Raw genomic sequence first — 19,017 nt, forward strand, 5'->3', positions numbered from 1 at the left:
CTATTCTATAAAATGAGGAGATGATTTACAACTATTACCTGTTGGTGAAAACCATGGCTTCAATTCCCTTGTCCTGTGGTTTCCGGACGGATTACTATTCGTCTTTTATTCCCAACTCATTCATGAATATACAATAACACCCTACTAGTAATCGCTCCTTAGCATTTCCTCCCATTAAGAAAATCTCCCTGTCAACCCAAAATCCAATCATTAACAATTCCGCCACAATCAAATGTCCATTTTACAAATAAAGTAAAATATCCTGTGCATAATGCAAAGGATACCTTACATTTAAGTTAATAAATCCATAAAAGGAGAAAAATGGTAGATGTTGAATAATTCTGTTCGAGAATTGCGCGCCAAGTTCCGGTTTACCCAGCAGGATCTGGCTAATCGTATAGGCGTTACCAGACAGACGATCGGATTGATCGAAAAAGGGGATTATGCACCGTCCATCACGCTGGCTCTGAAGATCGCACACGCTTTTAATGTGCCGGTGGAAGAGATATTTCGCTTGGAAGAGGAGAGAGGTTCATGTTAATGCAGATATTTCAGTCACCACTGTTCAATGCCGTTCTCATCATCGGTCTTGGGGTCATCATGTTGGGAGATCATTATGCGGCCCACATCCCGGATTGGCTGGTGATTGATTCGATGGTGCTCGGGATTCCGATCCTCATCTTGATGGCGATCATTCCTGTCTATAACAGACGGCATCCGGAGAATCGGATCAAGCCGAGCGTGATCTCGATGGAACTGCGGGAAGAAGATGAGGGGATGCAGTGGCTGACCTTCAAGGCGACGAGGAAGGTGTATATCTTCTTTGCTTTCGCGATTCCGATCGGCATAGCGCTGACGGCTTATTTACATCACATTCCTTATGTCCCTATCATTCTATTAATCGGAATGGGCGTCGTTCAATACCTCATTTATTGGTTTCAGATAAAGCGATTCAGCTAAAGGGGGAAACAGATGGATACTCAGTTGATCATCTCAATCATCATACTCATCACTCTGGCGGAGGTCGGTGCCGTCATCCTGTTTGTGAAATACAGAAGGGGGGACATGGACAGCAACCCGTTCATGACCATCCTGAAAAAAGAGTGGATCATTCTTTTCTATGCCTTGTTTAAATGGAAGAGGAAGAAAGGCAATGATAAAGGAATCCAGAGCTATTATTATCACAAAGGATCGAATTATTTCTGGCTGTTCATCGCGCTCCTTCATGAACAGGTGATTGAAGGTATTGTCTTTCATATCTACTTAAAAGAAATCGATCCCCTCAGGGCAAATATCCTGGTTGTGCTGCATGTCTACAGCATCCTCTACATGCTGGGGGACTACAACTTAGTCAGGAACTCGCCGATCATCCTGAAAGGGAACAAAGTTGTCATGAACATCGGGGTAAGAAGGTCACTGACCTTTCATATCAGGGATGTCGGCACCATCCAACCGGCAAGGACGCAGTATAGCAAGGGCGGCGGCCTCATCCACGAGAAAAATGCCTACCATGTCAGCATGCTTCCAAGGGTGTTCACCCGTGTATTCGGCATGATGGATGAACTGAAATATGAAGTCACCTTCAAGGAACCCATTTACGCCAGAGGATATTTCGGCCAGAAAAAAATAGTAAAGAAAGCTTTGATATCGATGGACAACCCGGAACAGTTCATCATGGATCTTAGGGAAAAGGTGGACAGCTATGATGAAAGTGAAGACACGGAAGGTGATCGATTGGTCGCTGCCGCTTATGAGGGGAAAAGACCGAATTTTATCAACTGGAAGGTCTATTTTACCTTACTTGTCCTGAACATACTGGGAGCTTTGGCGATTTCCCCCTATGCGATGGAGCGGGAGAACCTTCATGAAGTAATGGGACTAAGCAAGCTGTCCTTCACCCTGTATTACGTCATCCAGGTGCTGTTGGAAGCGGGGATCCTGCTATTTATCGCATTATGGCTCGCGAAGAAGGTGAAGCTCAAGGCTCCGATCATAGAATCCTTTTTCAACAAGAACCAACCGCTTCATTCTTTTAGAAAACCGGTCATGAAATCCGCCCTCTATGGGGTACTCGCAGGTGTGGTCACCAGCATCTTCAGCCTGATCGTATCGAAGCCCCTCGGAGTGGACAATTCTTCACTCAATGAACCCACTTGGTGGCTCGGGACATTGGGGTCATTCGGAGCGGCCGTGAATGAAGAATCGATTTTCCGTCTGTTCCTGGTCACGCTGCTCATATGGCTGCAGGTGAAGATGTTCAAAGGAACGGTGACAAAAGCTAAGAAATGGACGGCCATCATCGTTGCTAGCTTAATCTTCGGCATCATGCATTATGGTGTGGCGGCGTCCAATTTCGATATGACTCTCGGTCTCTTCATCAGCATGCTCGTCATCAACGGCATTGGTGGTCTCGTGTTCGGGGCACTCTTCGTCTTTGTGGGACTTGAATTCGCCATGATCGCTCATTTCACAGCGGATATTGTGCTCCATGTGGTTGGGCCGCGGGTGGTGGAGTGAGGGAGCCATGGGGACAGGTCCCATGGCCCCATTTTGATGCCTGCCCCGTTGCGTTAGTGTAAGAACGCAACGGGTCAGGCATTTTTTTATGAATTTGAAGTGTTACAAAAAACAGTTAGTGGTAATGTACAACAACCGTGATGGGAATCACATCCCCTTTTTCATGCAAAATGCAATGTTTCTGCATAATTAGTGGGTAACAATGAACTATAGCAGATATCGATTACAGAAAAGGAGATGGTCATTTGTTAGAATTGATTGGCGAATCTGCGAAGACCTCACTGGGGTATTTCTGGAAATCCGGTTGGGCATTCGTACTTGGATACTTAATCAGCTCCATGATTCAGGCTTTTGTACAGAAGGATAAAATGGTCAAGTATATGGGAAATCCAAGTTTGAAGTCCGTTGGGTTATCCACACTATTCGGGGCGATCAGTTCCTCCTGTTCCTTTGCAGCCCTGGCAGCAGGGCGGAATCTTTTCAAAAAAGGGGCCCATTTTATTCCGACCCTTGCCTTTCTATTTGCTTCTACCAACCTGGTGATTGAATTAGGCATCCTTATTTATATCTTTCTAGGGTGGCAATTTGTGGTTGCAGAGATGATCGGGGGCATCGTTCTGATCTTTATTACCTGGATTCTTGTGAAAGCCACCTATCCTAAGAAGCTGGTGGAGGAAGCAAAGGATCATGTGGAGGACGATGAGGGAGACGAAGAAGGCTTCAACTGGAAAGAGAAAATCAAGACCAAAGAGGGCTGGTATCAGGTCGGACATGAATTTGTGATGAATTGGCAAATGGTGTGGAAAGAGATTACCATTGGATTTACGATTGCGGGGATCATGGCAACATTCATATCAGAAGATACTTGGAAAATGTTCTTCCTCGCCGATCAGCCGGACTCATTTTTAAAGGTGCTGGAAAATGCACTGATCGGGCCGATCGTTGCCATGCTCACCTTTATCGGGTCAATGGGGAATATCCCCATTGCCACAATCCTCGCTTCCAGTGGAGTGGCCTTTGCAGGAATCATGGCATTCATCTATTCTGATTTGGTCGTGCCACCGATTGTGGCGGTCCACAAGAAGTATTATGGCTTAAAAACGGCATTATACATTGCAGGTATCTTCTATTTATCAATCATCCTGACTGCGATGGGGATGCATTATGCGTTTACGGTCATCGGATTGATCCCGGAAAACGCCAAACAAGTGATGAATGAATCACCCTTTCAAATCGATTACACGTTTTGGTTAAACATCGTATTTGCCATCGTTGCGATGGTGTCCATCTATTTGAATCGACTGTTCATGAAATCCGGTCATCACCATTCGATGATGAACATGGAAGGTGACTCGAAAGTGAAGACGATCGTAACGTATATTTGTATTGGATATTTAGTGGTTGGGACTGTGGTGCATTTTGTGTGATTCGTTCAGTTAGGTTGCCCTGATAAGCGGGCAGCCTATTTTTTTGTGTCGGATACCTACCGAATAGAACAAGGGATTTATTCCCTCACGTCGAACTTACCTTAAGAGATTAATAGGATTCACTCCTAATCATGGGAACCGCGAAGAAGGGGAGGGTGAAACAGCATGTCCTCACATTTTCACTTGAGAAATTGAATAGAGGGGGAAAGCTTATGAACTTTGAATTAAATGAAGGAATCGAGGTTTTGGAGAGAACCCCAAAGACCCTTGAATATTTCCTTACCGGTTTGTCAAAAGGATGGTTGGAGTGTGATGAAGGGGAAGGGACCTGGAATGCCATTGGAGTTGTGGAGCATTTAATCGAAGGGGAGAAACATAATTGGATTCCGAGATTGAAGATGATCTTTCAAGAGGGGGAAAGTACGGTGTTTCCTGTTTTTGATCGTTTTTCTCATTTAGAAGAGGGCGCTTCAAAAAGTCTTGAGGAGAAGATCATGGAATTTGCTTCGCAGAGAGCAACGAATGTGAATGAGTTAAAAGAGTTAGCGGCTCGGTATTCCCTTGATGCAACGGGAATGCATCCTGCTTTCGGAAGGGTTAGTGCCCGTGAACTAATCTCCACTTGGGTAGTCCATGATTTGACCCACCTTTCTCAAATTGTAAGGGTGTTTTCCAATCGTTATATGGAAGATGTGGGGCCATGGAAGGAATATTTAGGGGTATTGAACTCTTAAACATGAGTGAGTCTTCGGATTCATCAAAATAAATGGAGGGAACAACATGAACAAAAAAGTATCAATGATTCAATCAGCCCATTTAGCCAATGTTGATTATGCATACGCTTCAAGAGTACCTTCGGACATGGATCTCCTGTTTTTAGCAGGGGCTTGTCCTCTTAACAAAGAAGGGGAAGTTCCTTATATCAATGATTACGAACTTCAAGCCAAACTGTGTGTGGAGAATATGAAGGAAGTATTGAAGGAGAGTGGTGCCTCCTTGAAAGACGTCGTATATACCCGGGTTCTTGTAGCTTCTTTAATTCAGTCTGATTTAGTGACGGCTTGGAACGCGATAAGAAAAGAGTTTGGGGATCATGACGTCCCGAGTACGTTATCAGGAGTGACTGTACTTGGGTACACAGATCAATTGGTAGAAATAGAAGCGATAGCAGCAGTTGAGAAACGAACAAATGTATAGCTGAAAGGAGGATAGGATCATGTATATTCCAAAAGATTTTAAGATCATAGATGAATCGGTGGCTTACGAAATCATGAAAGAACATAGTTTTGCCACTCTTTTTTCTCAACACGATGGGTTGCCGTGTGCCACTCATATACCGTTAATAGTAAACGGGAAGTACTTATACGGACACTTCGCCCGTCCGAATCCTCAGTGGAAAGATATTGAAAATCAAACCGTCCTGGCTGTTTTCCATGGTCCTCATTGTTATATCTCTCCGTCTTGGTATGAGACGAATAAAGCAGTGCCGACATGGAATTACGTGACCGTTCATGCGTATGGAGAAGTCGAGCTTCTGGAGGACGAAAATGAGTTGATGGATTCGTTCCATGATATGGTAATGGAGTATGAAGCTCCTGACAGTCCATACAGATTACAGGATGCAGGTGCTGAGTATCTCGCTGGCTTGAGCAAGGGAGTTCAAGGTTTCAAAATGAAAATCAATAAGGTAGAAGGAAAAGCGAAGTTAAGTCAAAATCATTCATTGCAACGACAGGAGCGGGTGATCCATCAACTTGAACAAATTCCACATACGGATGAGCAACAGATTGCAGCCTGGATGAAGGCGAATTTAAAAAAGTGATAGGTTAATGCTTTGGTAACATGGTGTGGCTTAGCCAGCGTTTCTGCTCCGATTATTTTGATTATCCTCTTCATTATTATAAGGAAATTGTGTTTTAAGACTTAATTCATCTATTTGATAGAATGTAAGGTTCATTGGGTTTATAGGGGTTAAATGGTTTTATTAGAAATAACCCAATAGCCACTAAAAAAGTAAATAAACTTCTAATAATACTGAAAATTAACAATATTCAAAATTGGCATAAAACTTGCATTTGTATGGAGTGCAGGGACAATCTGATACGTCTCTGCAAATTATGAAATGCGGGGAGTGCAAGAAACATGAAGAAATTTTGGAAAATGGCAACAACGATTGGTTTGTCGGTGGGATTATTGGCGGCTCATGCGCCTGCTGAGGCTGCAAGTGGGGACCATACATATTACGGCTATGGGGATACGACCAACATTAGTCGTACAACAACGTATGGGATCAACTTGATGGGTGGTTCGACGGATGTGGACGAAGCAATGCTATGGATGGCAGAGAAGGCAAACGGTGGAGACTTTGTCGTACTGCGTGCTTCTGGTGATGATGGGTATAATCAATATATTTACGACTTAGCCGCAAGTAATGGTGTTCCCCTCGACTCGGTGGAAACCATTGTATTGAATAATCGGAATGCTGCGTACGATTCCTTTGTACTAGATAAAGTATACAGGGCAGAGGCTGTATTCTTTGCCGGTGGGGATCAGTCTTTATATGTAGACTATATCATCAATACCCCACTGGAAGATACATTGAATGATCTCATTTCAATTTACGATGTCCCAATAGGTGGTACGAGTGCAGGACTCGCGATTCAAGGACAGTTCGTGTATGATGCGGAAAACGGTTCGGTTTACTCAGACGAAGCATTAAGCAATCCAGGGAATCGGTACATGACGTTCACACGCAACTTTTTGGATAACTCGTACTTAACAAGTACCATCACGGACACCCATTTTGAACAGCGTGACCGCATGGGGCGATTTGTCGGCTTTATGGCCCGTAACATCATGGACGGCTGGACGACACAAGCAAAAGGGATAGCCGTTAACGAGCAGACTGCTTTATTAGTGGAAGCAGACGGTTCCGCAAGAGTCGTATCGCAACCGGGAAGCACGGATGCAGCTGTATACGTAGCACGTTCAACCAGTGCACCAACGAGCGGCTACAGCTCACCATTGACCATGAAAGACATCGAAATGATCAAGTTAGAAACAGGTGACACCTTCTCTTTCCCATCTTGGTCGAGCAATAATGGTGTTCCATATAAATTAAGTGCTCAGAATGGTGTATTGACGTCAACGACGGGAAATATATACGGCAAGTAATCGAATAGAGCGTTTATAAAGGGTATATATAGTTTCATCGCTTTTTTTGATAGTCCTCCGACGAAATCGGGGGATTTTTTTCATTTTATCCCATTTTCCTTGTAGTGAGATGTTCCTTATTCACCACCTTTTCCAGCAACGAATATGTGCCTCATCAGTATGGGAATAATTTCTTGAATGGAAAGGGAAACTAGGTGAAAGCAAGCTTGTTTAGGAGGGTTGTTTAGTGGATTTTCTCAATAAGGTGATAAGGTTCCTTCCTGATTTCAATGTATACATCTACGCAATGGTTACATTGATCGTACCCATTATCATTATGAAAATAAAGACCTTCCTTACTGGTGCATTGTATCAACCCGGCTCGCCAAAACAGATGGAATCAACCCTTATGATGACAAGCGATATAACTGAGAATGTATCGATGATCAATGAAGTGCTGGGAGAAAATAATGATATCATAACACGTGAATTTTCCATGAATGATTCAAGAGCTTCGATCATTTTCACGAGAGGGTTAGTGGACACAGCCATTATTAATAATAATATTTTGGAACCTCTTATGTTCAACACGATAGATGAAGAGAGGATCCCATATTCACTTAAAGAAATGCTTCCTGTGAGTGAATGTCATGAGGAAACGGATATACATACAATCACCTCCTATATATTAAGAGGGGAAACAGCATTGCTTCATGAGAAATCTCCTAAGGCAATCATTTTAAAAACAAGTGAATCAAAAGATCGTAGTATTGAAGAACCGGTAACCGAGCAGGTGGTGAGAGGTCCCAGAACCGGTTTTAATGAAAATATTAATGATAATCAAGCCATTCTAAGAAAAGCTGGTGTAAATAAGGATCTCAGGTTCATTAGCTTCCAGGTAGGGGAACGATTTAAAAAGGAACTGGTCATCGCCTATATAGAGGGCATTGCCAATGAGACCATCTTACAGAACGTGAAGGAAAGGATTGAATCGGTTCACATCGATAATGTACCGGAATCTGGATATATTGAGGAATTTATGGAAGAGAGTACTTTCTCACTCTTTCCGCAAATTCAAAGCACGGAGCGACCTGATCGGGTGATTGCTGCATTGTCTGAGGGGAGAGTGGGTATATTGCTGGATGGTACCCCTTTTGTCTTGATTGCTCCAGTGACCATCAATATGTATCTGCAATCACCAGAAGACTATTATGATCGCTGGATTCCCGGCTCATTGATTCGGTTATTACGATATACGGCTGCTTTCATATCGGTCTTCACTCCCGCATTATATATTTCCTTTGTCTCTTTCCATCAGGGATTGATTCCAACGAATCTGGCCATTTCCATTATCGGCTCTCGTGAAGGAGTCCCCTTTCCTGTTCTCATTGAAGTTCTGTTAATGGAAGTTTCGATTGAAATCTTAAGGGAGGCAGGGTTGCGTTTGCCAAAACCCATCGGCCAAACGATTGGGATCGTCGGGGGTCTTGTGATTGGAGAAGCTGCGGTGCAAGCAGGTATCGTTAGTCCGGTTACAGTCATTGTTGTGGCTATAACGGCCATCTCATCCTTTTCACTCCCACAATATACGTTAAGTATTTCATTGCGTATCTTACGATTTATAGCCATGTTTTTAGCTGCTACTCTGGGACTCTATGGTGCCATCGTCTTTTTCCTTTTTTTCTGTATTCACCTTGTCCGGTTAAAAAGCTTTGGAGTCCCGTTCCTCGGTCCTGCGGTACCGTACCAAGTTAGTGATTGGAAAGACTTTTTAATCAGATTGCCGATCCAATCAATGAAAAAGAGACCCGACATTCTGAAGCCTGGGGACAAAATGAGAAAAGGTTAGTCATGGACTTTACTTATTGAAAGGACTTGTCATGAATGAACATGAATCAACAGGAACGAATCAGTCCTACTCAAGCGATCATCCTCATCATTAACTATGTTCTTGGGGTCGGAATATTAACGCTGCCAAGGACAGCAGCTGCTGAAGTAGGAACGCCCGATATCTGGATAACGATTATCATCAGCAGTATTTTTCCCATCCTGGCAGGGATGATCATTTTAATTCTTAACAACAGATATCCTGATAAAACCTTTTTTCAATATAGTAGAGAAATTGTCGGGAAAGTAATCAGTATCATCCTTGGGGTAACGATGATTTTTTATTTCCTTACACTCACCAGCTTTGAAGTCAGGGTTATGGCTGAAGTAACCGAAACCTATCTACTCGAGGGGACTCCCATTCAAGTATTAATTGTATTATTTCTTTGGCTTGCCTTTTACTTAAATACGGATGGAATTAATTCCATTGCCCGTGTGTTCCAGGTGATTTTTCCCCTTACCGTCATCATTTTCATCTTAATTGCCACCATGAGCTTAGGTTTATTTGAAATCAATAATCTGCGCCCTGTTATGGGAGATGGAATCCTCCCCGTGTTAAAAGGCGTTAAGACAACTTCACTTTCCTATATTGGGATTGAGTTAATGATTATTTTATCGGCCTATTTAACGGAACCTAAGAAAGGGAGAAAGATTGTCTTTATTGGAGTGTTACTACCGATGATTTTTTACCTGGTTACAGTCGTTATAGTCATAGGTGCATTATCAATAGATGGGGTGGGTAATCTCGCTTGGCCGACTATTTCTCTCATCAATTCGTTTGAATTTCCAGGCATCTTTTTTGAACGCTTTGACTCGTTGTTTTTGATTGTATGGATCCTACAAATATTCGCTACAATCTCCATCACGCTTTATGTTGCCTCTCTTGGTATGTCACAATTATTTAATAAGGACATAAAAGTGTTTCTGCTAATCTTTCTTCCCATCGTATTGATCATCTCGATGGTCCCGAATGATATCCACCAATTATTCGCATTGGGAGATTACCTTGGAAATGCTGCTATCGTTTTATTTGGTGTCCTGCCAATCCTATTATTAGCGCTCTCTTTCTTAAGGGGGAAATTCAATTGAAGCCTATTGCATATCTTCTCATCCTCTTACTCACTGTTCTACTGTTGACAGGATGTTGGAGTTCTAAGGATATTGAAAAATTGGACCTTCTATTGGGCGTGGGGATCGATGAGGGGCAAGGGAATAGTCATGAGTATGAGTATTCAGAAGAGGATTTAATGAATGTGACCTTTCAACTTGTGAATGTATCAGGCAATCAATCCTCAAACACATATTCTGGTAATGCTAAGCCTTTTGTTAATGTGAATGAAACAGGTGAATCATTACTCGAGGCTGCACGGGAAGTGTTACTAAAACGAAAAAACACTCTGAACGGGCAACATCAAAGACTGGTTGTATTAAGCAGTGCAATAGCCCAAAAAAGAAATATCAGAGAATTATTGGATTTCTTCATTCGTGATCCCGAAGCAAGGATGAGTTGCTTGATCATGGTAACGGATGGACTGTCCAGGGACATCATGAACACGGAAACGAATGAAATCCCTTCGGTGCATATAAAGGATATTTCAGACCATATTGAAAAATCGAATAAGCTGATCGAGCCCATGACTTTATCCAAGATCAATGCAACGATGGAGGCGAAATCTAGCTTCTTGTTACAAAATATTGAGAAGAAAAATAACGAAGTCATCCTCACCGGTGCAGCTGTTATAAAAGGGGATACACTAACTCAAATCGGATTTCTAAATGAAGAAGAACTGGTCGGGATTAATTGGTTAACAGCTTTAACAGAGGGAGGAATCGTAAAGATAAAGGAAGAAGGCAGCAACAAAACGATTACGTATGAGCTGGAAACCGTCAATAGCAAAGTCAAACCTCTACTAGAGAATGGACGAATTTCCTTTCAAGTTGATACTAAAGTAAGCGGGCACATATCTGAACTGATCGCAGAAACGGATGAACTCACAAAGAAAGAAAATATAAAGGATCTGGAAAGACAAATAGAAGAAAAAATCAAAGAACAAATAAAAAATAGCTTAGAGAAAATCCAACAGGACTTGAAAGTGGACGTCATCGATTTTCACGAATACGTTAGAATTCAACACCCGGACTATTGGAAAACTCATAAAGAGGACTGGGACCATATGTTCAGTCAAGCAAACATCGATTATCAAGTCGATGTCGGAGTTTCTTCGTTGAATATGAATATAAGTGAATAATACAAGCTTTATAAATGAAAATGAATTTCCTACCGTAAATTGCAGCTATGCCATGCTATGTAAAGTTTTATTGAAGAGAAACTGGCCCTGTTCCGTACAGAATAGGGAAAGGAATTTAGATGCAACGGTTAATGGATGGAATAGGAGGAAGTATTGTGAAAGAAATAAGATATTCTTGGTTAAGTTATTTATCAATCGGATTAGGTTAAGGTTGTCCTTTCTAAGACGAATTCCATTAAGAAAATCTCAAAAGGATGGAACCAAGTATAAGGTAATCCCTTTAAATACTACATTGGTGAACAGAAAGAGCCTGGGACAAAACTAAAGTGCCACGATGTAAAGAATAACAATAGAAGTGTAGTTTCTTAATACGCTAATGATTTCCGTGCAAGACTACGCTTTCCACGGGTAGCCCGTGAGCCTCCTCAGCTAAGGGGTCTCACATAAGCTACTTTTCCCGCAGGAGTCTTCGTCTTGCACTCCAATCAACCGCTGGAAACAGCTAAAATCCAATGTATCGAAATAAATAATAAACCCGAACAAATCCACCTTCCAGGAAACAGATTTGTTCGGGTTTTACTTAGACTAATACACTTTTGTCCAGCCTCTCTTAAATTCTGAAAAATTATTTGAATGGACTCTTTAAGTCAAAGGAAAGGACTTATAGTCGCCCGGGCAAAAGATTAATAATTCCCTACTCAGGATCTTTGGATTTAGACAACTTGTCTTTATCTATTGTACCTGGTGGTTCTTCCAACCATTTATTCTTAATCATTATATCTGCACCGTCTTTTGCATATTGTCCTATTTCCAATGAGAGTCTTTCATAGATAAGAACTAAATCATTTCTCTGACTAGCAGCTGCTGCAGTTGAATAATTACCCACCCCAGAGGCGCTTAAAAAAGTCATAAGAAATAATGTTAACTTATCTGAAAAAGGTGGAGTCGTCTCGTTTGTAATGGATACGTCTGAAGACATAGGAGATTGTAAATTATTATCCAATAATTTTTTTGAAAATATCTCAATATGCTTTTTTGCAATATCGCTTCCTCGCAACATCCATTTTTGGACATCCTGACGAGGCGAGGTTTGAGCAAAACTTATTGCGAGCTTTGTTCCAAGTACATTGGTTTTAATGTTCATAAATAAATATGAAATTTCAATAGCATTTAAAGGACGTTCCTTATTAAAAAAGGAAAAACCAGATAAATAGGATTTATTGTCGACAAAATCGTTTCTAGTTGGATATGCAATATAAGGTGCTTTAACATATAGCCCTTTAAGAAGAGCGGCATCCGTACATGCGTCAAACAATTTTGTTGTCTCATGTAATTGTTCAATTAGATAAGCTCTTATGTCTTTTCGAGAAACCATTGAAATAAATCCGCCATAGGCAATTAACCCTGATTTTGACATAAGGTCTAAAAAAGTTAACATAAATTCATCCGTATATAACCTAGGTGCATTTAAATTAACATCATTTTCAATAGCAAATCCATTAGGTATGAGCAACCCTTCATCTTTAAAAATAAGAGTGATTTTCTCAATATGTGTTTTTGTAAGGGTTCTTGCATATCCAACAAGCGGACGTATTTCTCGATCCTTTGCATGAACATAAAAATATTCTAAGATGCAGTGAGCCATGGTGTCGTTCATATAAGCAGACCAAAGGGTGGCAATTTCAGCCGAAGTTAATTTGATTGATTTGTCTGTTGACATGGTTATCCTCCGTTGGGAAAGGTTATTACTATTCTTTACATATACAAACCATATTATTTGATTTAATTTCACTGCAGACCCTGACCAAGTTGAAAAGCGGCTCCTAAAGAGTGAAAACCGGCTCATAGAACGGATAAGGTGGTGACAATCAAAACTAGCCCGCGGCAACCGCCACGGGCCAGACACTATTTCTTATGTCTTCGTGATCGTAAATCCTCCCCCAAACACATCCCTCACACCATGGACAACCACAAATGCTTTCTCATCAATTTGTTGGATCGTTTTTCTTTAAGAGAAATAACTCTTGTTTATTAATGACAACATACAAAATGTCTTTTGACTCATTTGAATAATGACCCCTTCCATTAATAGCGTGATGAGGGACGGACCTTTGGCGGGTGTTTAGTGTTTGTTGATGACAATGGATAGTTTGTAGTTTGCATATTCCGTCAACCTGGTGATGAAGTCATCGAGTTCATCGTGTGAGGGGAATTTGCACTCAAGGAGGTAGCAGCCTTCCCCGCTGATTTTATAGTTATGGATGACATACTGAGGAAACTTGTCTAGAGAGGTGAGGTACGGCTCATGATGAAGGCTTTTGGTATAAATATTGATATAGGCATGAACGGAATAACCTGTCTTCCGGTCATTGACCTTGATTGTGTACCCTTCGATGATTCCTTCTTCTTCCAATTTCAATACTCTGGTGGAAGCCGCCTGTCCTGTCAAATGAACTTTGGCTCCCAGCTCTTTCATGGTGATCCGTCCATTTTTGGACAGTTCTTCGAGAATCCTTTTATCCGTGGCATCCAGCATCCCGACCCATCCTTTCACTATTCAAGTCGAATCCGATAAACACTTGATTTCTTCTATGTATCGGTCATCCTCCCTATTTTATACTATAGGTGAAGTCAATAGAAGGAGGAAAGAATGATGAATTTACGACTGATACGAAACGCGACCATGGTGGTGGAGTTCGCTGGAAAGAGATTTCTGATCGATCCTTTCTTCGCTGAAAAAGAATCCATGCCGCCATTCCCGAATACACCTAATCAAGACCGTGCCAACCCGCTCGTGGGTCTTCCCATTGCAGTTGAAGATGTGATAGACGTTGACGCGGTCATTGTGACGCACTTACATCCCGACCATTTCGATGAAGCGGCCATCAATGCTCTTCCTAAGGAAATAAAAGTGTTTGCACAGAACGAAAAGGATGCAGGAACCATCCGGGAGAAAGGCTTTCTGAATGTGGAAGAATTGAGAACAACGACCTTGTTTGAAGGGATCGAACTCATAAAAACGAGCGGTCAACATGGCAGGGGTGAAATCACCCAATTTACAGGAGAAGTGTCAGGGGTTGTTTTTAAGCATCCTGACAAACAAAGCCTATACATCGCAGGTGATTCGGTCTGGTGTGCTGAGGTCGAAGCAGCGATCGACACTCATCAACCCGAAGTGATCATCGTGAATGGAGGTGCAGCACATTTCCTGGAAGGCGGTCCGATTACAATGGCAAGTGAAGATATTCTAGCTGCACATCAGGCAGCCCCCGAAGCAAAAGTCATTGTCGTACACATGGAATCCCTGAATCATTGTATGTTGTCAAGAGATGAACTGGCTGGAATTCTTAAGGAGAAGAAAATAGAAGGAAACGTCCTTGTACCGGATGATGGAGAGTGGATTGTAGTTTAGAAGTCGGAAAAGCTTAAGGGAGAGGACCCAAGATTGGGAACCATCCCTTAAGTATGCTGCTCTTTTTTATCCCCATTGGAATGAAGGAGCAGAAATGAGTAAGACCATTATCCCGGAATAGCAGGAATATGATTTCTAGTACTTGGCTCGTCATTGATAAAGGTTAGATTGATGGAACCCTTTATTTCTTTGTCTTCATGAGCCTTTACACTAATTTCGGGGAATTGATTCATGATTTCGTTGCTCTCTTCGAAGAGGTTCAGCCCGTTTTGATTAAGTGAATGCACTAACTCCCTTATTCCTCTAGCTTCTATTTCAAAACTGATCACAATCATTTTATTTGAATACATCGTATGATTGGTCACCCAACCTGTACATCTTGATATGCTGCTAACGGCATAATCAATCATTTCATGTCTATTTTCTCTTGTGAATCCTTTTAATCGGATGGTACTTGGCAGCATTCAATCACCTTTTTTCCTTATTTATGCCTATATGAAACCATCATTCTTTTTACCTCTTATCCAAGTAAAGGGAAAACACCTACATGAACGATAATAGTGTCGTTTCCTCCGATTTAAAGAGTAAGAATACAATCCCTGCGTGAGCTGGACCAAGTAAACTAAGCCCGCGGCAACCGCCACGGGCCAGACACAACTTCTTACGTCTTCGGAAACGTAAATCCTTCCCCAAACACATCCCTCACATCATGGACCACAACAAAGGCTTTCTCATCAATTTGCTGGATCGTCTTCTTTAAGAGGAAGAGCTCCTGCTTATTGATCACTACGTACAGGATATCCTTCGATTCCTTCGAATAGTGGCCTTTTGCATTAATGATGGTCACGCCACGGTCCATTTCTTCGCTCACTTTCTCAGCGATGGAGACGGTATGCTCGGAAATGATCGTGACCGCCTTACGTGTATCGAAACCATCAATCAGGTAATCGAGGATCTTCGTACTGATATAGATGGATATTCCCGTGTACATCGTGTTCTCGATCCCTATGACAAACGCCGAACCGAGGACGACAAGGATATCGAACACGAACATCGACGTACTGACAGCCCATCCGAAATGCTGATTCAGCATGCGGGCAATGATGGTGGATCCACCCGTGGTCCCTCCTGAACGCAGCACAAGTCCAAGTCCGAGACCGATGAATACACCGGCGAAGACCGTCCCGAGCATGATGTCGACGGAGTTCCCCATGCCTTCCGTAAAGTGAATGAAGAGGGAGGTAAAGAAAATGGCAAGCATGGTGTACCATGTCACGCGTTTATTTAACACTTTATAACCGATCGCTAAGAGGACTCCGTTCATGACGAAGTTGGTGATGCCGGGAGACCATCCCAATACATAATAGAGAGTCATGGAAATACCGGTCACGCCGCCTTCCCCAAGCTCATTCGGGATGGCGAACAAGTTCACCCCGAGGGCAAAGAATAAGGAGCCAATAATGATCAGTGTGATTTCTTTCGTTGTTGAATTCATTTCATCACCCCGTTCCAGTTGAATACTAGGATACTATATCACACGGGGGATTTTTATGGAAAAAAATATTCAAACACCGTACGATTTTCATAAGGGGTTCCGTTCAGGGAGAGAAAATAGCAAATAGCACTATAAATAGCAGGCTAATTCGCATACGGATTAGACCTGCTTTATTTATTGTTATATCAATGTTTTCATCAAATTCGGGGGTGAATTAGCACTTCAAATAACACCTTAATTAACAAGCGTACAATAATTATTGTACAGCAAAAAAAATGGGTGCTAATTAGGGTGCTAAAGGACTTGTCAATTTCTTGCGGAAATGAGCCTTTGGTGAGGCATTGTGTGATACAATTGTAAATAATGGATATTCCATTAACGGGCAGTTTAATGGAAGAAGGACTTCCTTTAAATATTATTGAATATATTACTAATCAATGTTCAAAGGGAGTTATTTAATGGAGATTAGAAAAGCAAATTCAAATGATATAAATGAATTAGCATCACTAATGGAACAACTTGGTTATAAGACCTCAATAGAACAAATGAGTGTTAGGTATAAAAATATTGAAGCCACTCAAAACCACTATACTCTAGTCGCTAGTTGTGAAGGAAAAGTTGTAGGAATGGTTGGATTTCATACTGTTGTTCTTTATAACACTGATGGGATATACGCTAGAGTAATTGCCTTTGTAGTGGATTCCAATTATAGAGGTAAAGGGATAGGAAGACTTTTATTAACTGAAGCGGAAATATTTGCAAAAAACCTAGGCGCTGATGGAATTGCGCTAAATAGTGGAAATCGTACAGAGCGAAAAAAAGCACACCAATTTTATGAAAATATGGGATATGCAGCGAAAAGCACAGGATTTACAAAGTCCCTTATTTAATTAACGTGGGCTTATCCGGAATAAGTATGAGCTTCTTTTTTGTTTAAAATTTTTCTTGAGTAGGCTGCTCGGCTTTGAAATAATTGGTATTAAGTTAAAGGGCAGGTTTATTAAATAATAAAAACTCTAAAGGTAGGTCAGTTTGATTTTGTAATCAGTATCTTGAAGATAACTTAGGTGGAGGGGGATTATGGAAGCAAAAGAGAACAGAAAATTTGGTGATATATACCGTATTATCTTGATCACTCATTTCACCCTACTAACAATAAATACTTTTTTCCTTGAAGAGGCTTGGTTTGATTACATTTTTTATTTTTCAAGCTTATTATCGATCATTATACTAACTATTTTAAGTATTAATGAAAATAAAAAGGTTTCTGCTATCATACTTTGTTTGCTATTTCTTGGATATTTACTTGCATTTAATAGTATTTGATTAAAAGTACACGAAATAGAAATAAGTTGTTCCGCTTAGGCAGCAATAGTTAAAAATTGTTATAGAAAAGCATTTTCATAACTTCATTAAAGGGCAGTTTAACCGAATAAGAGAGTATTTAAATAGGGGGAAGATAACTTGTTTAAGATATTCAACTTTATATAACCGTTAATAAGGGGTCCGCCCTCCAAAAGTGAAGCTAATTATACTCACTAACAAATCATAATTGGAGGTCATTTAATATGAGTGGAGAAAATATGAGGGCCAAAGAATTAGATATAGTATTAGATTTCTTAGAACAATATAAGCTATTTAATGGGACTGTGCTTTTATCTGAGGAAGGCAAACCATTTTACAAGAGAGCGATAGGCAAGAGAACTTTCTCAGAACAACATTCCCATAATTCTATTTTTGAAATTGCTTCGATTTCAAAGAGCTTTACAGCTATGGCAATTATGATACTAATTGAGGAGAAAAAACTAAAATTAGACGATAATCTAAAAACGTTTTTCCCTTATCTTTCATACAAAAACATTACAATTAAAAATATGCTAAATCATACCTCTGGACTTCCCGATTATATGGAATGGTTTGAGACAGAGGGGAACTGGGACCAAACAAAAATTGCAACAAATAAAGATGTAATTAAATTCCTGAAAGATGAAGAGCCTGATGTATTATTCCCAGTAAATGAGAAGTGGGAGTATTGTAATACAGGGTATGTACTGCTGGCAGAAATCATAGAAATGGTTTCAAAAATGGAGTACGGAGAATTTTTAAAGATAAGAATATTTGAACCATTAAGTATGTTAAATACCTCAACGCATTCTTAATTCCTAGATGACGAAATTGAATATTTTTCGTTAGGGTATATCTATGATTGGGAACAGGATTTGTACAGACTTCCGAATGAAATCGAAGAGCATAAATATGTGTATTTCCTCGATGGTGTTAAAGGTGATGGCGGTATAAAATCAACCGTGGATGATTTACTAAAGTGGGAACGTTCTATATATAATAATGAGTTGGTATCCGAACAATCAAAAGAGTGTATAATTAACCCCAATTATCTTAACGGAGATGCTTCCGTTAAATATTGCCCTGGTTTGCACAAGGACTTGGGGGGATATGGTCTTGGCTGGAAAATTGAGGACCACCCTCAGTATAAAAAGATTGTGCTTCACGATGGATATTGGGCAGGGTATTGTTCTGGTTTAATTAGTTACAAAGATTGTGACAAAGCTATTATTATGCTATGCAACCTCGATTTTACCACTGATGAATTAAACAAGATTCCGCATCTTTTAATCCTTACATTAGAGAAGGTTTTGTTCGGTGGCGAAGCAGAACTGCAAGAATTTAAGCAGTTAATTAAGCCTACTTATGTAGAATAATCGAAGCCAATATTCCGTTAAAGGGGGGCTTAACAGAATAAGAAGATAATAAAGACATAAAAACCCAGAGTCATTTGCTCTGGGTTTTTTACTGTTAAATATCGTGCTATTTACATCGTTATTTTCGTTATTTCTGCTGCTAATTGGTGTGTGATTT

At 40.8% G+C, this 19,017-nt stretch carries 18 protein-coding genes and 2 pseudogenes; 15 read left to right on the forward strand and 5 right to left on the reverse strand.

Features of this window, described 5'->3' with window-relative positions:
* Positions 1-328 precede the first annotated feature (328 nt).
* The 11 genes from AAEM60_RS03805 (at position 329) to AAEM60_RS03855 (ending at position 11,233) form a co-directional block, all read left to right on the forward strand.
* Complete coding sequence (locus tag AAEM60_RS03805; protein WP_341357437.1) at positions 329-541, forward strand: helix-turn-helix transcriptional regulator; 213 nt, start codon at positions 329-331, stop codon at positions 539-541.
* A complete protein-coding gene (locus tag AAEM60_RS03810; RefSeq protein ID WP_341357438.1) occupies positions 535-960 on the forward strand; it encodes a hypothetical protein in 426 nt (141 codons plus the stop codon). Before AAEM60_RS03805 ends, AAEM60_RS03810 begins: the two co-directional genes overlap by 7 nt.
* Before the next feature lie 12 nt (positions 961-972).
* Positions 973-2,517, forward strand: a complete 1,545-nt coding sequence (locus tag AAEM60_RS03815; RefSeq protein WP_341357439.1) for a CPBP family intramembrane glutamic endopeptidase — start codon at positions 973-975, stop codon at positions 2,515-2,517.
* Positions 2,518-2,762: 245 nt separating this feature from the next.
* Positions 2,763-3,944 carry a permease gene (locus AAEM60_RS03820; RefSeq protein ID WP_341357440.1) on the forward strand — a complete coding sequence of 394 codons (1,182 nt, stop codon included), beginning with the start codon at positions 2,763-2,765 and terminating at the stop codon, positions 3,942-3,944.
* Positions 3,945-4,156: 212 nt separating this feature from the next.
* Positions 4,157-4,678 (forward strand): DinB family protein, encoded by a 522-nt coding sequence (locus AAEM60_RS03825; RefSeq protein WP_299741913.1) that lies wholly within the window; start codon positions 4,157-4,159, stop codon positions 4,676-4,678.
* 46 nt (positions 4,679-4,724) lie between these two features.
* Entirely contained in the window at positions 4,725-5,141 is a 417-nt protein-coding gene (locus AAEM60_RS03830) for a RidA family protein (RefSeq protein ID WP_299741916.1), read from the forward strand.
* A 19-nt stretch (positions 5,142-5,160) separates the two neighbouring features.
* On the forward strand, positions 5,161-5,766 hold the full coding sequence (locus AAEM60_RS03835) for an FMN-binding negative transcriptional regulator (protein WP_341357441.1): 606 nt from the start codon (positions 5,161-5,163) through the stop codon (positions 5,764-5,766).
* Positions 5,767-6,086: 320 nt separating this feature from the next.
* Positions 6,087-7,118: a cyanophycinase gene (locus tag AAEM60_RS03840; RefSeq protein ID WP_341357442.1), complete on the forward strand. Its 1,032-nt coding sequence runs from the start codon at positions 6,087-6,089 to the stop codon at positions 7,116-7,118.
* Positions 7,119-7,344: 226 nt separating this feature from the next.
* Complete coding sequence (locus AAEM60_RS03845; protein ID WP_341357443.1) at positions 7,345-8,946, forward strand: spore germination protein; 1,602 nt, start codon at positions 7,345-7,347, stop codon at positions 8,944-8,946.
* A gap of 35 nt (positions 8,947-8,981) precedes the next feature.
* On the forward strand, positions 8,982-10,073 hold the full coding sequence (locus tag AAEM60_RS03850; RefSeq protein WP_299741925.1) for a GerAB/ArcD/ProY family transporter: 1,092 nt from the start codon (positions 8,982-8,984) through the stop codon (positions 10,071-10,073).
* On the forward strand, positions 10,070-11,233 hold the full coding sequence (locus AAEM60_RS03855; RefSeq protein WP_341357444.1) for a Ger(x)C family spore germination protein: 1,164 nt from the start codon (positions 10,070-10,072) through the stop codon (positions 11,231-11,233). Before AAEM60_RS03850 ends, AAEM60_RS03855 begins: the two co-directional genes overlap by 4 nt.
* A 694-nt stretch (positions 11,234-11,927) precedes the next feature.
* Here the strand turns inward: AAEM60_RS03855 and AAEM60_RS03860 are convergent.
* The 3 genes and pseudogenes from AAEM60_RS03860 to AAEM60_RS03870 all read right to left on the reverse strand — a co-directional run bounded on the left by AAEM60_RS03860 (position 11,928) and on the right by AAEM60_RS03870 (position 13,769).
* Positions 11,928-12,953 carry a DUF3231 family protein gene (locus tag AAEM60_RS03860; protein ID WP_299741930.1) on the reverse strand — a complete coding sequence of 342 codons (1,026 nt, stop codon included), beginning with the start codon at positions 12,951-12,953 and terminating at the stop codon, positions 11,928-11,930.
* A 192-nt stretch (positions 12,954-13,145) separates the two neighbouring features.
* Positions 13,146-13,323: pseudogene (locus AAEM60_RS03865) on the reverse strand (YitT family protein); the annotation flags it as partial.
* A 32-nt stretch (positions 13,324-13,355) separates the two neighbouring features.
* A complete protein-coding gene (locus tag AAEM60_RS03870) occupies positions 13,356-13,769 on the reverse strand; it encodes an Lrp/AsnC family transcriptional regulator (protein ID WP_299741932.1) in 414 nt (137 codons plus the stop codon).
* A 117-nt stretch (positions 13,770-13,886) separates the two neighbouring features.
* Between AAEM60_RS03870 and AAEM60_RS03875 the strand changes: the two genes are divergently transcribed.
* Positions 13,887-14,645 carry an MBL fold metallo-hydrolase gene (locus tag AAEM60_RS03875; RefSeq protein ID WP_299742671.1) on the forward strand — a complete coding sequence of 253 codons (759 nt, stop codon included), beginning with the start codon at positions 13,887-13,889 and terminating at the stop codon, positions 14,643-14,645.
* 107 nt (positions 14,646-14,752) lie between these two features.
* Here the strand turns inward: AAEM60_RS03875 and AAEM60_RS03880 are convergent, their stop codons facing one another.
* Together AAEM60_RS03880 and AAEM60_RS03885 are read right to left on the reverse strand one after the other, a co-directional pair.
* On the reverse strand, positions 14,753-15,109 hold the full coding sequence (locus AAEM60_RS03880) for a hypothetical protein (RefSeq protein WP_341357445.1): 357 nt from the start codon (positions 15,107-15,109) through the stop codon (positions 14,753-14,755).
* A gap of 197 nt (positions 15,110-15,306) precedes the next feature.
* Positions 15,307-16,140, reverse strand: a complete 834-nt coding sequence (locus tag AAEM60_RS03885; protein WP_299741938.1) for a YitT family protein — start codon at positions 16,138-16,140, stop codon at positions 15,307-15,309.
* Between the two features lie 458 nt (positions 16,141-16,598).
* Between AAEM60_RS03885 and AAEM60_RS03890 the strand changes: the two genes are divergently transcribed.
* The 3 genes and pseudogenes from AAEM60_RS03890 (at position 16,599) to AAEM60_RS03900 (ending at position 18,860) form a co-directional block, all read left to right on the forward strand.
* A complete protein-coding gene (locus AAEM60_RS03890) occupies positions 16,599-17,030 on the forward strand; it encodes a GNAT family N-acetyltransferase (RefSeq protein WP_341357446.1) in 432 nt (143 codons plus the stop codon).
* A 190-nt stretch (positions 17,031-17,220) separates the two neighbouring features.
* Positions 17,221-17,466: a hypothetical protein gene (locus AAEM60_RS03895; RefSeq protein WP_341357447.1), complete on the forward strand. Its 246-nt coding sequence runs from the start codon at positions 17,221-17,223 to the stop codon at positions 17,464-17,466.
* 257 nt (positions 17,467-17,723) lie between these two features.
* Positions 17,724-18,860: pseudogene (locus AAEM60_RS03900) on the forward strand (serine hydrolase domain-containing protein).
* Positions 18,861-19,017 lie beyond the last annotated feature (157 nt).

The sequence above is a fragment of the Rossellomorea sp. y25 genome (assembly GCF_038049935.1).
Lineage (GTDB): Bacteria > Bacillota > Bacilli > Bacillales > Bacillaceae_B > Rossellomorea.

What these genes read in the sequence shown, in the direction of transcription:
- AAEM60_RS03805 (WP_341357437.1), top strand. Translation starts at nt 329, where the DNA reads ATGTTGAATAATTCTGTTCGAGAATTGCGCGCCAAGTTCCGGTTTACC.
- AAEM60_RS03810 (WP_341357438.1), top strand. Translation starts at nt 535, where the DNA reads ATGTTAATGCAGATATTTCAGTCACCACTGTTCAATGCCGTTCTCATC.
- AAEM60_RS03815 (WP_341357439.1), top strand. Translation starts at nt 973, where the DNA reads ATGGATACTCAGTTGATCATCTCAATCATCATACTCATCACTCTGGCG.
- AAEM60_RS03825 (WP_299741913.1), top strand. Translation starts at nt 4,157, where the DNA reads ATGAACTTTGAATTAAATGAAGGAATCGAGGTTTTGGAGAGAACCCCA.
- AAEM60_RS03830 (WP_299741916.1), top strand. Translation starts at nt 4,725, where the DNA reads ATGAACAAAAAAGTATCAATGATTCAATCAGCCCATTTAGCCAATGTT.
- AAEM60_RS03835 (WP_341357441.1), top strand. Translation starts at nt 5,161, where the DNA reads ATGTATATTCCAAAAGATTTTAAGATCATAGATGAATCGGTGGCTTAC.
- AAEM60_RS03840 (WP_341357442.1), top strand. Translation starts at nt 6,087, where the DNA reads ATGAAGAAATTTTGGAAAATGGCAACAACGATTGGTTTGTCGGTGGGA.
- AAEM60_RS03850 (WP_299741925.1), top strand. Translation starts at nt 8,982, where the DNA reads ATGAACATGAATCAACAGGAACGAATCAGTCCTACTCAAGCGATCATC.
- AAEM60_RS03860 (WP_299741930.1), bottom strand. Translation starts at nt 12,953, where the DNA reads ATGTCAACAGACAAATCAATCAAATTAACTTCGGCTGAAATTGCCACC.
- AAEM60_RS03870 (WP_299741932.1), bottom strand. Translation starts at nt 13,769, where the DNA reads ATGCTGGATGCCACGGATAAAAGGATTCTCGAAGAACTGTCCAAAAAT.
- AAEM60_RS03875 (WP_299742671.1), top strand. Translation starts at nt 13,887, where the DNA reads ATGAATTTACGACTGATACGAAACGCGACCATGGTGGTGGAGTTCGCT.
- AAEM60_RS03880 (WP_341357445.1), bottom strand. Translation starts at nt 15,109, where the DNA reads ATGCTGCCAAGTACCATCCGATTAAAAGGATTCACAAGAGAAAATAGA.
- AAEM60_RS03885 (WP_299741938.1), bottom strand. Translation starts at nt 16,140, where the DNA reads ATGAATTCAACAACGAAAGAAATCACACTGATCATTATTGGCTCCTTA.
- AAEM60_RS03890 (WP_341357446.1), top strand. Translation starts at nt 16,599, where the DNA reads ATGGAGATTAGAAAAGCAAATTCAAATGATATAAATGAATTAGCATCA.
- AAEM60_RS03895 (WP_341357447.1), top strand. Translation starts at nt 17,221, where the DNA reads ATGGAAGCAAAAGAGAACAGAAAATTTGGTGATATATACCGTATTATC.